Genomic DNA, 13,904 nt, shown 5'->3' on the forward strand with positions numbered 1-13,904 from the left:
CTTGCTCAACGCATCGCGTCGGCAGGGGATGTTTTGATTTCATTCAGGAGTGCTTATGGCTCATTTTGCGCAATCCCCCTCTTTTATTTTGCATCAGGTCACCTGTCAGTTTGCGACGGGCGATATCCTTTTTGGTCCACTGAATCTTTCTCTGGATGCGTCAGTGTGTGCGCTGGTTGGCCGCAACGGCAGCGGTAAAACACGCCTTCTGCGTCTGCTGGCAGGGGTTGATGAACCCGCCAGCGGTCACATTGAGCGCTTTGGTACACACGTCTATGTGGCGCAGCAGCAGGATATTTCTGCGGATACGACTCTTGCCGGACTGCTTGGTTACGACGCGATCTTTGCGGCGCGCACGCGCATCGACGGCGGTCATTATGAACCCGACGATCTCGACACGCTCGATGGTTACTGGGATCTGGCTGAACGGCTAAGCCAGGCTTTTATCGCTGCAAAACTTCCCTCTTTTGAGCCGAACAAACGCGCGGCAGAGCTAAGCGGCGGCGAGCGCATTCGTGCCTTGCTGTGCGGTGCATTCACCGCGGATGCTGATTACCTGCTGCTGGACGAACCGACCAACCACCTCGACAGGCAAGGCCGCGTGTGGTTCTACGAGCAGCTTTCCCGGTATCATGGCGGGGTGCTGGTGGCCTCTCACGACCGTGAGTTGCTGGCCCAGGTACCGCGTATCCTTGAACTGAGCGCGTTGGGCTTGCGCAGCTACGGTGGGAATTATGCTGACTATCGAACCCAGCGTGATGCTGAACAGCTGGCTGCCCGCGCCGCGCTGGAGCATGCTGCCACCGAGCGCAAGCGTACCCGCGCCCGTATGCATAAAGAGCATGACGACAGCCTGCGGCGTTCAGCCAAAACGCTTCGCACGGTCGACAGCCTTAACATCGCCTCGTTTGAACGGGTCAAATACAAAGGGGCGGCGAAAGAGCGGATTGGTTCCTGGAAAAAACAGCATAGCGATCAAAATCATGCCCTGAACGCTGCGGTTCACCAGGCACGCGAGCGGGTTGAAGAAGATAACGCGGTGATGTTTACCCTGCCGGGCAGTGAAATCCCGGAGGGAAAACAGGTGCTGGTGCTGGAAGAACTGGTGCTTCCGCACGTGCCTGTCTCCCCGATAAACTGGCGAATGGATGGCCCGATGCGCGTGGCGCTACGCGGGCCGAACGGCTGTGGGAAATCCACGCTGTTGAAAGTGATGTTGGGCGAAACCGCCCCTGTTACGGGAACCTGTAAGGTCTCCGTCAGATGTGCTTATCTCGATCAGCATCTTTCCCGGCTGGATCTGTCGCAGTCGGTGATGACACACCTTAGCCTGGGCAATACGCCGCTCGAAGAGGGGGCGCTGCGTACCCGTTTAGCGCAGCTTCAGCTGGGCGCGGAGAAAGTGACACTTCCACTGGCCGATCTAAGCGGCGGCGAGCGCCTGAAGGCCGCGCTAGCCTGCGTATTGTGGCGTGAAGCGGCAACGCAGCTGTTGCTTCTGGATGAGCCGACCAACCACCTCGATCTGGCTTCCGTTCAGGCCATTGAAGCGGCCCTGGCCGATTATCCCGGCGCGCTGCTGGTGGTGTCGCACGATGAAGCGTTTTTAGCAGGATTAAAGCTGACGCATGAGCTGGTGTGGGAAGAGTCGGGTTGGCGATGTGAAAGCTTCTAAACACAAGCCCCCGCAAGGGCGGGGGCAAACAAACTTTATCAGGCTAACTGCTTGCGAAGGTCAGGGTTTGCCTGGATCAGGCGCATCAGCTTTAGCTCGGCTGGGGTAGGTTTTTCACGCTTTGACTCCCACTCCAGCACCATCGCTACGCTGACACCCATCGCTCTTGCGAATTCATCTGTTTTCAGGCCCGACCCTTTGCGTAAACGCTCAAATTCACTAAAAGGATTGGACTTTTGATTCAGGGTAACCGTCGGCGGTACATCTTTAAAAATAATCTGTTCCAGGCTGCTCAGCAGCTCAAACTCAGGATCTTTTAATTCCATTGAGAACTCCTCATAAATCACACATCGGGATCATGAACATCAGAGAGCATGTTAAGAATAGTCCCTAAACCAAACACAGGATCGTCACGGTTGTGATTAATTGTGCGATAACGATCGCTTTACCCGTTTCAGCTATATGGATAGTTATGCTAATTACCTGATTAATCATATGTAGGGATGCACAGGTATTTTTTTGTAAATAGTCAGTACAAAAACGGCAATACCCGTTTTGCATGAAAACTCTATCTTGCAAGGCTGACCTGGACTATCCTTGTCAGCGTTGGGCACGCGTGTGCCGGTGTGCGCTTTTTGGGTGAAAGGAGTAATAAAATGGCGACAGGAAAGTCCTGCTCTCGCTGGTTTGCGCCTATTGCGGCGTTGTTGATGGTTGTTAGCCTGAGTGGGTGTTTCGATAAAGAAGGCGATCAGCGCAAAGCGTTTATCGATTTTTTACAGAATACAGTGATGCGTAGCGGCGAGCGTTTACCAACGCTGACTGCGGATCAGAAAAAACAGTTTGGTCCATTCGTGTCGGATTACGCCATACTGTATGGCTATTCACAGCAGGTAAGCCAGGCGATGGATTCGGGTATTCGCCCGGTCGTGGATAGCGTCAATGCCATTCGCGTTCCACAGGATTATATGACCCAGCGCGAACCGCTGCGCCAGTCCAACGGCGCCCTTGGGGTGCTGAGCCAGCAGTTGCAAAATGCCAAAATGCAGGCTGATGCGTCGCGCTCCGCGTTGAAGCAGGACGAGGATCTCAAGCCGGTTTATGACCAGGTGTATGAGAAAGTCGTGACCAAGCCGTCAAACGCCTTGCAACCACTGATCCCGGCGGCGCAAGTCTTTACTCAGCAGCTGGTTCAGGTGGGTGACTTTATTAATGAGCAGGGTACGCAGGTGAGCTTCGTCTCTAACGGTATCCAGTTCCCGACCTCCCAGCAGGCGAGTCAGTACAATACGCTGATTGGGCCGCTGGCGTCCCAGCATCAGGCCTTTAGCCAGGCCTGGAGCGCAGCGGTCGCTGCAACGGAATAAGAAAAACCCCCGCTTCGGCGGGGTTTTTTTATGCATGATGAAAATAACGCTTGTCATTCTTCTACCATATCGGTATAACTATCTTCGTCGGTTTGTTACACAGACCTAAAGCAGTTTAGTAAAGCAGTCCAGATTGTTATCCATAGATACCCTTCGTAGTGACCCTTCCTTCATCGCTTAAAAATCTGTAACGCAATCCATCAAGCCGGAAGGCACAATATATTTGTTAATAAGGTAATTTCTATGTCTGCTAAAATGACTGGTCTGGTAAAATGGTTCAACGCTGATAAAGGTTTCGGCTTCATCACTCCTGACGATGGCTCTAAAGACGTGTTCGTACACTTCTCTGCTATCCAGAACGATGGCTACAAATCTCTGGATGAAGGTCAGAAAGTTTCCTTCACCATCGAAAGCGGCGCTAAAGGCCCAGCAGCTGGTAACGTTGTAAGCCTGTAAGCTTCCAACCCAGTAGCACAAAATTCAAAAACCCGCCTTCTGGCGGGTTTTTTCGTTTCTACTGTTGTATCTGCGGGTTAACGCAGTTCTTATCCACTTTACCGCCGAGCGCGGCAATCAGGTTATCCACGGCGGTCGCCGCCATGTTGTAGCGTGTTTCATGAGTTGCAGAGCCGATGTGGGGCAGGGCGACGACGTTTGGCATGTTCAGTAACGGAGAATCCACCGGCAGTGGCTCCTGTTCAAACACGTCCAGACCGGCGGCGTGGATCTCACCGTTTTGCAGTGCCTCAATCAGCGCCTTCTCATCGACCACCGGACCACGACCCGCGTTGATAAAAATGGCCGATTTCTTCATCTTTTCAAACGCCGCCCTGCCGATGAGATGACGCGTTTCATCCGTCAGCGGCAGGATCAGGCAGACAAAGTCGGCTTCCTGCAACAACGTATCAAGCTCGCAGTAATGGGCGTTGAAACGTTCTTCAGCTTCAGCGTGATGACGGCGGGCATTATACAGAATGGGCATGTTGAAGCCGAAATGGGCGCGCTGTGCCAGCGCCAGACCGATACGGCCCATCCCAACAATCCCCAGCGTTTTGCCATGTACGTCCACGCCGAACCAGTCCGGGCCAATGCTTTTCGTCCATTCGCCCGCTTTCACGCGCTCAGCCACCTCCACCACGCGACGAGCAGTGCTGAGCACCAGCGCCATCAGCGTGTCGGCGACGGTTTCCGTCAGAGCATGTGGCGTGTGCATCAGCAGGATGTTGCGCGCGTTAAGCGCATCCACGTCGAAATTGTCGTAGCCCACAGAAACGGTTGAGGTTGCACGAAGCTTCGGCATTTTCTCCAGCAGCGCTGCATCCACCTTTTCGCTTGAACCCAGCAGGCCCTCGGCGCAGGCAAACGCGTCGGCGTGCTGTGCCACGGTTTGCGGGCTGAGGTTCTTTACCCGGGTAACGGTAAAGTGTTCCTCCAGGCGTTTTTGCAGATCTTCAGGCAGTGCTTTGTACAAAATGACGGACGGCTTCATGCTAATCTCCGTTGATTTAAAAGGATTCAGGCGTGGTGTGCGCCGACGGGTAGCTGTTGATTATTAGCAGGCTTAACGATCAGAGTAAGCCATACCGAGGCAAAAAGCGCCACCCCCATAAAGATGTAAGAAGCTGAAGGGCTGCCGGTGGCGCCGTTCAGATAGCCCACAAACCACGAGCCAAAGAACGAACCCAGCGCACCCATACTGTTGATCAGCGCCATCGCGCCCCCTGCGACGTTACGCGGCAGCATTTCCGGGATGATGGCAAAGAACGGACCATACGGGGCATACATGGCCGCACCCGCAATCACCAGCAGCGTATACGAGGCCCAGAAGTGGTTCGCGCCTACGGCCCAGGAACCAATGAAGGCAAAAGCAGCGATCAGCAGGAGTGGCCAGACGAACAGCTTACGGTTTTGCAGCTTGTCCGATGCCCAGGAGACGATAATCATCGCGATGGTCGCAGCCAGGTAAGGCACTGATGACAGCCAGCCCACTTCCACCATGCCAAGGTTTTCACCGCCGCTGCGGATAATTGACGGCAGCCATAGCACAAAGCCGTACACGCCAATACTCCAGGTAAAATACTGTGCGCACAGCAGAATAACGTTCCGGGAGCGGAAGGCTTCGCCGTAGTTACGCACCGCTTTCAGCCCCTGCTGCTCTTTATCCAGCTGCGCCTGGAGTGCGGCTTTTTCGTTTTCAGAAAGCCATTTTGCCTGGGCTGGCTTATCTTTCACCAGCACCCACCAGCAGAAGGCCCAGATAATCGCGGGAACCCCTTCGATGATGAACATCTCGCGCCAGCCGAAGGACTGGATCAGATAGCCGGAAACCACCGACATCCACAGCACGGTGACCGGGTTACCGAGTATCAGGAACGTATTGGCACGTGAACGCTCAGATTTTGTGAACCAGTTGCTGATGTAAATCAGCATTGCTGGCATGACGGCCGCCTCAACCACGCCGAGAATAAAGCGAATAGCCGCCAGAGCAGGAATATTATTCACCACGCCAGTCAGCGATGCACATGCACCCCATAAGATCAGGCAGATGAAAATGAGCTTTCGCACGCTGCGGCGTTCAGCGTAAATCGCGCCGGGGATCTGGAAGAAGAAATAACCCAGGAAGAAGAGGGCGCCCAGCAGGGAGGAGACCCCTTTGGTGATCCCGAGGTCTTCGTTGATCCCGGCGGCGGATGCAAAACTGAAGTTGGCACGATCAAGGTACGCCAGGCTGTACGTGATAAACACGATTGGCATGATGTACCACCAGCGTTTTACTGCATTGGTCGAACTGTTCATAGGCTTGCCTCTGTTGTTGAGGTTGTTGCCGCCGTTGTCTGTAGGGTACACGGTGGCTTAATTATCTGGTGCGGATTGCTGCCCTCACCCTGGCCCTCTCCCACAGGGAGAGGGAATTCAGACTCCGAGCTCTGCTCGTGTTGGTAATCCTTCGCTGTCGCCCTGCACCTGAATCGCCAGCGAACCAATTTTGTTGCCTCGCGCCACGGCCTGCGACAGCGGTTTGCCCTCCAGCAGGGCGCTGATGACCCCGACGGCAAACCCATCGCCCGCACCCACGGTATCGACCACGTTATCGACTTTTACCGCAGCGACGGCGCCTTGCTCGCCGTCGGCAGTTTTGAACCATGCACCGTCAGCACCGGTTTTCAGCACCACGGCTTTTACTCCTTTGTTGAGGTAAAAATCAGCAATGCCTTCCGGCGTGCTCTCGCCAGTGAGGATCATTCCCTCTTTTACCCCCGGCAGTACCCAGTCCGCCTGAAACGCCAGTCGGTTGAGTTTCTCAACCATCTCCGCTTCGCTTTTCCACAGCACCGGACGCAGGTTTGGATCAAAGGAGATCGTTTTGCCCTGCGCTTTCATTGCCGAAGCGGCATGATCGAGTAAATCGTACGAACTGGCCGAGAGCGCCGCCGCCACGCCGCTCAGGTGCAGGTGGCGCGCGGAGGAGAAATACGCGGGGTGATAATCATCCACGGAGAGATGGCTTGCCGCTGAGCCTTTACGGAAATACTCCACGATGGGATCGGTTCCATTTTCAACTTTAGATTTCAGCTGAAAACCCGTCGGGAAGCGTCCGTCGAGGGTCACGCCTGCGGCATCAATGCCCTCTTTTTTCAGCGAGTCGAGTACGAAATGGCCAAAGCTGTCATTTCCCACGCGGCTTACCCAGCCAACATTCAGCCCCAGCCGCGCAAGGCCGGTAGCAACATTCAGCTCAGCACCTGCAACGCGTTTGATAAAGTGCTCCACTGCGCTCAGCTCGCCTGTTTCGGTGGCGACAAACATCGCCATGGCCTCGCCGATGGTGATGACATCCAGCGTCTTGTGCATGGTCTACTCCTCGCGCAGCAGGTTGACGTAATGGCGGGTGACGGCGGTGAGATCCGTCCCTTCCAGCGGAAATTCGATACCGCGTGGCGCATCGGCAGGGAGTTGATTAAGCAGATCCCGCCAGCGAGAATCGGTCTGATCCGGCGCGACGGCGCGGAATTGCGCCTTATGCGGGACCGCGGCCTTCACATGAATGTAGCTCACGGCGGGAGCCAACTGACGTGCAGCCTCTTCCGGGGAGTCGCCAACCCACAGCCAGTTGCCCATATCGAACGTCAGCGTGACCGGCAGCGCCATTACCCGGCAGGCAGCTTTGAAGCGCTGCATCGGAGCGAGCTGACCGCAGTCGGTCTGGTCGTTTTCCACCACCAGCGTCATGCCGCTTTCATCCAGCAGTACGCGCAGGGCTTCAAGCGGTTGTTTGTCGCTGAAATGGCCCAGCGAGACTTTAAGCCACAGGGCGTTCAGGGTGCTGGCTTCGCTAAGGTAGCGCGGAAGATCCGGGTTGAGGGTTCCATCGGGCATAAACAGGGGGGCCGGGGCGGAGTAGCACGCCAGTAAACCCAGCAGTTCAATGGACTCGCCGAGCGCAGGCAGGGCCATTAACTCGTCGCTGCTGAAGAGCTCGCGGCGGATTTCAACGCCATCAGCCCCTGCGCCGGCAATAACGGGAAGCATCGCCCGTTGACCGCCTGCTTGTCGCACCTGATCCGCGCCATACGCGGCGGTGACCACCATAATTTTCCTGCTCATTTCCTGACTCCAGGGTGTAATCGATAGTATTACGCTAGATGGAACCGGTTCCAAAGAAAAGATCGGGATGCTGAATTTATGATCGCTGTCACGAAGGGGAAATTAACGGGCAGTAGAGCCGCGAACGATCAGCTCGCCAGAAAAAACCTGCTCGCGTACGGCGTCGCGGGTGCCTTCAATGCGGCGAACCACTTGTTCAACCGCGGCATAGCCGATCTGCCAGGTGGGTTGTTTGAGGGTGGTAATGCCTACGCCAGCAAGTTCAGCCCACTCCAGTTCATCAAAGCCGAGTAAGCCGATGTCGCTGCCCCAGTGCAGGCCAATGCGTTTAAGCGAGCGGGCAACCTGAAGCGTCAGCGCCCCGTTCGCGGAGATCACCGCTTTGCGCATACCCCGATGGCGGGTATGGAACTGGCGCAGGGTATTATCCAGCTGATCGGCTTCATGGAGGGAGATTTCGGCATTTTCGGCGATCACACCGGGATAACGCGCCAGCGTGGCACGAAATGCAGCCAGGCGGTCGCGGCGGGTGTTAACCATACCCAGCGGTTCGCTCAGGAACAAAATGGCTTCGAAACACTGTTCAATCAGATGTTCGGTGGCAGTGGTGGCCGCCTGGGTGTTATCCAGCCCGACCACATCGCAGGCAAATTCCGGGATTTTGCGGTCAATAAGCACCATCGGCAGCGACGATTGTTGCAGGCGATTTAGTCCCTCTTCGCGCATCCCGACGGCATTGACCACGATCCCTTCCACCTGATAGCTGCGCAGCAGATCGAGGTAGTGCAACTCCTGATCAACTTCGTTATTGGTGTTACAGACCAGCGGGGTAAAGCCTTTCTCACGGCACGCCGCCTCAATGCCGCTGAGGACGTTAACGGAGTAAGGGTTGGTGATATCGGCGATGATGAGGCCAATCAGACGGGTACGACCCCGCTTGAGGCCGCGCGCCATCAGGCTGGGACGGTAGTCGAGATCGGCAATGGCCTGTTCAATTCGCGCCAGCAGCGCATCGGAAAGCAGGTGTTTCTCGCCGTTGAGGTAGCGCGAAATGCTGGTTTTACCGGTTTTGGCGGCTTTCGCCACGTCGCTGATGGTGGCCCGGGTTGGTTTGCTCATCGCTGATTTCCCTGAAATTAGTGAGAATACCTTAGCGGGAAAATCTGACGAATCAAGCAATTTGCCGGGTGGCGGTCTGATGCCCTCACCCCAACCCTCTCCCACGGGAGAGGGCGCAAACACTAAAACGGCAACAGGGTTGCCGTTTTGCTTTTACCTACTGCACAGGGCTCAACGTAATCTCAACGCGGCGGTTCTGCGCTTTGCCTTCCGCCGTGCTGTTGCTGGCGATCGGGTTAGCCGGACCCATGCCGCTGGTGCGGATGCGGTTCGCTTCTACGCCCTGGGTGATCAGCGAGCTGGCCACGGAATCGGCACGCTGCTGCGACAGACGCATGTTCAGATCCTGGCTGCCGGTACTGTCGGTGTAGCCAATCACGTTCACGGCAGTTTTGTTGTACTCTTTCAGCACCGCGGCCACGCCGGTCAGGGTGTTCGCGCCTGCGGGTTTCAGCGTCGCGCTGCTGCTGTCAAAGGTCACGTTGTTTGGCATGTTCAGGATGATGTTGTCACCGCTGCGCGTCACGCTCACGCCTGTACCTTTCATTTTGTCACGGAGTTTTGCTTCCTGCACATCCATGTAATAACCCACGCCGCCGCCCAGGGCTGCGCCTGCCGCTGCGCCAATCAGTGCACCTTTACCGCGATCTTTCTTGGAGGAGGAGAGTGCGCCAACGCCAGCGCCCACCAGGGAACCAATACCCGCGCCAATGCCGGATTTACCCGCTTCGCGTTCGCCGGTGTAAGGGTTGGTTGTGCAGCCTGAAACAGCCAGTGCACCGCTCACCAGAGCGGCAATAACGAGTACGCGTTTTTTCATCTTATTTCCTTAATCCTTTTTATTCTTTGCCACGACGGACGTGGCAGTGGATTATGACGTCCGAATACGGAGAAAATTCAGTGTATAACTCTGAAATTTGTCACAAACGATAAACTGCCTCAATGAAAGGCCGTCATACCTGCACGCAACCAGGAGCGCACGCTTTGAGCACCTCAACAAAAACCATTCTGACCGCCGCCCACTGGGGGCCGATGCTGGTCGAAACCGATGGCGACACCGTGCTGTCGTCTCGCGGGGCTTTGCCTTCGCGCCATCTCAACTCTTTACAGACCGTCGTTCGCGATCAGGTACATAGCAAAACCCGCGTACGCTGGCCGATGGTGCGTAAAGGCTTTCTGGCGTCACCGGATAAACCGCAAGGTATTCGCGGGCAGGATGAGTTCGTGCGCGTGAGCTGGGACGATGCCCTGGCGCTGATCCATACGCAGCATAAACGCATCCGCGACAGCTATGGCCCGTCGTCCATTTTTGCCGGCTCCTATGGCTGGCGCTCAAACGGCGTGCTGCATAAGGCCGCAACCCTGCTGCAACGCTATATGAGCCTGACCGGAGGATATACCGGCCATCTGGGTGATTACTCGACCGGCGCGGCGCAGGCGATCATGCCGTATGTCGTGGGCGGAAATGAGGTTTATCAGCAGCAGACCAGCTGGCCGCTGGTGCTGGAGCATACAGAGGTGGTGGTGCTGTGGAGCGCCAACCCGCTCAATACCCTTAAAATTGCCTGGAATGCGTCCGACGAGCAGGGCGTTTCCTACTTCGATGCGCTGCGCAAAAGCGGCAAGCGCATCATCTGTATCGATCCGATGCGTTCTGAAACGCTTGATTTCTTCGGCGACAGCGCCGACTGGATCGCGCCGCATATGGGCACCGACGTGGCGATGATGCTGGGTATCGCCCACACCCTGGTGGAGAACGGCTGGCACGATACGGAATTTCTGACGCGCTGCACAACGGGGTTCGATAAATTTGCCGACTATCTGACGGGCAAAACCGACGGTATCGCCAAAACCGCAGAGTGGGCTGCGGCGATTTGCGGCGTTGATGCCGCTAAAATCCGCGAACTGGCAGCGTTATTCCATAGCCATGTCACGATGCTCATGTCCGGATGGGGGATGCAGCGCCAGCAGTTTGGCGAGCAGAAGCACTGGATGCTGGTGACGCTCGCCGCGATGCTTGGGCAGATTGGCACACCCGGCGGCGGTTTTGGCCTTTCCTATCACTTTGCCAACGGCGGCAACCCGACGCGTAAAGCGGCGGTGCTGGCGTCCATGCAGGGCTCGGTGCAGGGGGGCGTGGACGCTGTGGATAAAATTCCGGTGGCACGCATTGTTGAAGCTCTGGAGAACCCCGGCGGGTTTTATCAGCACAACGGTCAGGATCGCCATTTCCCGGATATTAAGTTTGTCTGGTGGGCGGGTGGGGCCAACTTCACCCATCACCAGGATACCAACCGCCTGATCCGCGCCTGGCAGAAACCGGAGCTGGTGGTGATCTCGGAGTGCTTCTGGACCGCGTCAGCGAAACATGCCGATATCGTTTTGCCCGCCACGACCTCGTTCGAGCGTAACGATCTCACCATGACGGGGGATTACAGCAACCAGCATATGGTGCCGATGAAGCGCGTAGTGGCTCCCCGGGATGAAGCGCGGGATGATTATGACGTCTTTGCTGACCTGAGTGAATTATGGGAAGCGGGCGGAAGGGAGCGTTTCACCGAGGGCAAAACGGATCTGCAATGGCTGGAAACGTTTTACCAGATTGCCTGCCAGCGCGGGGCTGCGCAGGGCGTGACGCTGCCGCCATTTGCTGAATTCTGGGAGGCGAATCAACTCTTCGAAATGCCGGAAAGCGAGCAGAACGCGCGGTTTGTGCGCTTTGCTGACTTCCGTCGCGATCCGGAGAATAACCCGTTAAAAACCGAAAGCGGGAAGATTGTGATCCACAGCGAGCGCATCGCCAGCTTTGGCTACGCGGACTGCCCGCCGCACCCGGCGTGGCTGGAGCCGGACGAATGGCATGGCAATGCGCAGCCGGGGCAGCTTCAGCTGCTGTCTGCCCATCCTGCCCATCGTCTGCACAGCCAGCTCAACTATTCGGCTCTGCGCGAGCAGTATGCGGTGGCGGGTCGTGAGCCGATCGCGCTGAATAGCGACGATGCAAAGGCGCGGGGGATTAACGACGGCGATCTCGTTCGCGTCTGGAACGCACGCGGGCAGGTGCTGGCTGGCGCCGTGGTGAGTGACGGGATCCGCCCTGGCGTGTTCTGCATTCATCAGGGAGCATGGCCGGATCTGGCGCTGGACGAGGGCGGTATTTGTAAGAACGGCGCCGTAAACGTCCTGACCAAAGATCTCCCCAGCTCGAAGCTGGGGAATGGCTGTGCGGGGAATACGGCGCTGGCATGGGTGGAGAAATATGAGGGGCCGGCGCTTCCCCTTACGGCATTTGATCCGCCTGCCAGCTCATGATCCACGTCGGGTGTTGGGTATCATCCTGCCAGGCGCTGTCTTCGATGCGAAAACCCTGAGCATGATAGAAATTCACCGCCCGCACGTTTTTCTGATACACCTCCAGGGTTAAATACGGGTAGTGCTGCTGAACATAGTTCAGCAGCGCACGCCCGATCCCCCTTCCGATGAACGCCGGGGCGACAAACAACGCCCCCACGAACTGGAACTGCATGACGCTGATAAAACCGCACAGGGTACCGTTTTCCTCCCAGACCCAGGTCTCGGCGGCGGGAAGGTAATCATCCCGCACTACCGCTTCATTCGCTTGCCAGTAACTTGCGTCGATAAACGGATGCGCCTCGGTGGTGCTCTCCAGCCACAGACTCAAAAGCGGAGCGGTATCCTCACTTTGCCATTTGCGGATCATGGTGGCCCTCCGGGTGGCAGAAGCAGCCCTTAATGTGGTCATTGACCAGCCCGCAGGCCTGCATAAAGGAGTAACAGATGGTGGTGCCCACAAACTTAAAGCCGCGTTTTTTCAGTGCTTTTGACAGGGCATCTGAGGCGGGGGTCGACGTTGGGATCTCTGCAAGCGTGGCGGCCTGCGTCACCTTCGGCTCGTTATCCACAAACGACCAGACAAAAGCTGAGAAGGGTTCGCCGTTTTGCTCCATCGCCAGATAAGCACGCGCGTTACCAATCATGGCCTGAATTTTACCGCGATGGCGGATGATACCGGTATCCAGAACCAGCCTTTCCACGTCTTCGTCGGTCATGGCGGCCACCGCAACCGGATCGAAATGGTGGAAGGCCTTGCGATAGTTCTCACGCTTTTTCAGAACGGTGATCCACGACAGCCCGGCCTGCTGGCCTTCAAGGCAAATCATTTCAAACAGTTTTTTACCGTCGGTTTCCGGCACGCCCCATTCCTTGTCGTGATAATCGATATAAAGCTGATCCTGGCTTACCCAGCCGCAACGTTGCATAGGTCATCTCCCTTCCTGATACGGTAAACGCAAAAATTTCAATCTGCCCGGCTTGACGTGTTTGCTAAAGAGACAATAGTTAATACAGGGCTATACGCCCTAATACCTCTTCGAACAATGACATATATCGCCGAACTCGGCTCTTTCTGGAGTCGCTTTGATGATGTTAAAAAAAATCAGTGGTCGCCATGCTGCTTCTGGCCTGGTGGGTGTCTCAGCCTGCCTGCTTATATGTAACACCGCTTTTGCGTGGCAACAGGAATATATCGTTTCAGATGCACAAAGTAATACGACGGAACGCTATACATGGGACGCCGATCACCAACCTCGTTATGAAGATATTCTCGCGGAGCGTATCAACCATTCGCAGAATGCTGCGGGCTTTGCCCTGAACGACCCATCCGGTTCAGATGCGGAAACCGTTCTGAGCGTTGGCTGGAATTTTCCCGTGACGGGACATTTTACCACCGGCCCCGTCATGGCGTGGCGCACTGATGGCGCTCCCCCTGCAACGGTGAATGCATTTGGTGAGGCAACTACCACGCAGCCGCTTACCGATCCCCTCTGGCATGCCAGCGTGAACTCGTTGGGGTGGCGCGTTGATACGCAGTATGGTGATTTACATCCCTGGGCGAAGATCAGCTACAACCAGCAGTCGGAGGAAGAATATTTGTACACCCTGGGCTTAAGCGCCAAATTTTAGGGTTGTTACTTTTTTAAACGCTGCGGTAACATATTTAATACAATAACGGCGCGGGCTGTGGTGATAGTGGTCACTCACCTTTAAGCGTTTTCTTTTCCGGCAAGGTCATTCATTCCCGCTTCCAGGCATTTCATTCCGTATCTCCTGCATTTCAT

General features: G+C 56.1%; 14 protein-coding genes. 5 read left to right on the plus strand and 9 right to left on the minus strand.

Annotated features, from left to right (window positions below; genetic code table 11):
* Positions 1-55: 55 nt before the first annotated feature.
* Positions 56-1,675: an ABC-F family ATP-binding cassette domain-containing protein gene (locus ACQG03_RS01070; RefSeq protein ID WP_063163314.1), complete on the plus strand. Its 1,620-nt coding sequence runs from the start codon at positions 56-58 to the stop codon at positions 1,673-1,675.
* 38 nt (positions 1,676-1,713) lie between these two features.
* Here ACQG03_RS01070 and ACQG03_RS01075 read toward each other — a convergent pair whose 3' ends face one another.
* Positions 1,714-2,001 (minus strand): HTH-type transcriptional regulator, encoded by a 288-nt coding sequence (locus tag ACQG03_RS01075; protein WP_003860776.1) that lies wholly within the window; start codon positions 1,999-2,001, stop codon positions 1,714-1,716.
* A gap of 330 nt (positions 2,002-2,331) precedes the next feature.
* Here ACQG03_RS01075 and ACQG03_RS01080 point away from each other — a divergent pair, with 330 nt between their 5' ends.
* A complete protein-coding gene (locus ACQG03_RS01080) occupies positions 2,332-3,042 on the plus strand; it encodes a DUF3053 domain-containing protein (protein WP_023299059.1) in 711 nt (236 codons plus the stop codon).
* Between the two features lie 243 nt (positions 3,043-3,285).
* Positions 3,286-3,498: a transcription antiterminator/RNA stability regulator CspE gene (gene cspE, locus ACQG03_RS01085; protein WP_003860775.1), complete on the plus strand. Its 213-nt coding sequence runs from the start codon at positions 3,286-3,288 to the stop codon at positions 3,496-3,498.
* Between the two features lie 58 nt (positions 3,499-3,556).
* Here cspE and ghrB read toward each other — a convergent pair whose 3' ends face one another.
* The 6 genes from ghrB to ACQG03_RS01115 all read right to left on the minus strand — a co-directional run bounded on the left by ghrB (position 3,557) and on the right by ACQG03_RS01115 (position 9,586).
* Positions 3,557-4,531, minus strand: a complete 975-nt coding sequence (gene ghrB, locus ACQG03_RS01090) for a glyoxylate/hydroxypyruvate reductase GhrB (protein ID WP_063163313.1) — start codon at positions 4,529-4,531, stop codon at positions 3,557-3,559.
* A 26-nt stretch (positions 4,532-4,557) separates the two neighbouring features.
* Complete coding sequence (locus tag ACQG03_RS01095; protein WP_063163312.1) at positions 4,558-5,838, minus strand: MFS transporter; 1,281 nt, start codon at positions 5,836-5,838, stop codon at positions 4,558-4,560.
* A gap of 117 nt (positions 5,839-5,955) precedes the next feature.
* Positions 5,956-6,894 (minus strand): sugar kinase, encoded by a 939-nt coding sequence (locus ACQG03_RS01100; RefSeq protein WP_063163311.1) that lies wholly within the window; start codon positions 6,892-6,894, stop codon positions 5,956-5,958.
* Between the two features lie 3 nt (positions 6,895-6,897).
* On the minus strand, positions 6,898-7,647 hold the full coding sequence (locus tag ACQG03_RS01105) for a sugar phosphate isomerase/epimerase family protein (protein ID WP_023305240.1): 750 nt from the start codon (positions 7,645-7,647) through the stop codon (positions 6,898-6,900).
* Positions 7,648-7,749: 102 nt separating this feature from the next.
* On the minus strand, positions 7,750-8,766 hold the full coding sequence (locus tag ACQG03_RS01110; protein WP_063163310.1) for a LacI family DNA-binding transcriptional regulator: 1,017 nt from the start codon (positions 8,764-8,766) through the stop codon (positions 7,750-7,752).
* 157 nt (positions 8,767-8,923) lie between these two features.
* On the minus strand, positions 8,924-9,586 hold the full coding sequence (locus ACQG03_RS01115; protein WP_022646688.1) for an OmpA family lipoprotein: 663 nt from the start codon (positions 9,584-9,586) through the stop codon (positions 8,924-8,926).
* 122 nt (positions 9,587-9,708) lie between these two features.
* Between ACQG03_RS01115 and ACQG03_RS01120 the strand changes: the two genes are divergently transcribed.
* Positions 9,709-12,078 carry a molybdopterin guanine dinucleotide-containing S/N-oxide reductase gene (locus ACQG03_RS01120; protein ID WP_063163309.1) on the plus strand — a complete coding sequence of 790 codons (2,370 nt, stop codon included), beginning with the start codon at positions 9,709-9,711 and terminating at the stop codon, positions 12,076-12,078.
* Here the strand turns inward: ACQG03_RS01120 and ACQG03_RS01125 are convergent.
* Together ACQG03_RS01125 and tag are read right to left on the minus strand one after the other, a co-directional pair.
* Entirely contained in the window at positions 12,047-12,487 is a 441-nt protein-coding gene (locus tag ACQG03_RS01125) for an N-acetyltransferase (protein ID WP_022646690.1), read from the minus strand. The two genes, ACQG03_RS01120 and ACQG03_RS01125, sit on opposite strands and share 32 nt — an antisense overlap.
* A complete protein-coding gene (gene tag / locus ACQG03_RS01130; protein WP_045621359.1) occupies positions 12,465-13,046 on the minus strand; it encodes a DNA-3-methyladenine glycosylase I in 582 nt (193 codons plus the stop codon). The genes ACQG03_RS01125 and tag overlap by 23 nt, the downstream gene beginning before the upstream one ends.
* Positions 13,047-13,206: 160 nt before the next feature.
* Between tag and ACQG03_RS01135 the strand changes: the two genes are divergently transcribed.
* Entirely contained in the window at positions 13,207-13,749 is a 543-nt protein-coding gene (locus tag ACQG03_RS01135; protein WP_063163308.1) for a hypothetical protein, read from the plus strand.
* Positions 13,750-13,904: the final 155 nt, after the last annotated feature.

The organism is Enterobacter cloacae complex sp. 342H5 (assembly GCF_050030905.1).
Classification (GTDB): domain Bacteria; phylum Pseudomonadota; class Gammaproteobacteria; order Enterobacterales; family Enterobacteriaceae; genus Enterobacter; species Enterobacter intestinihominis.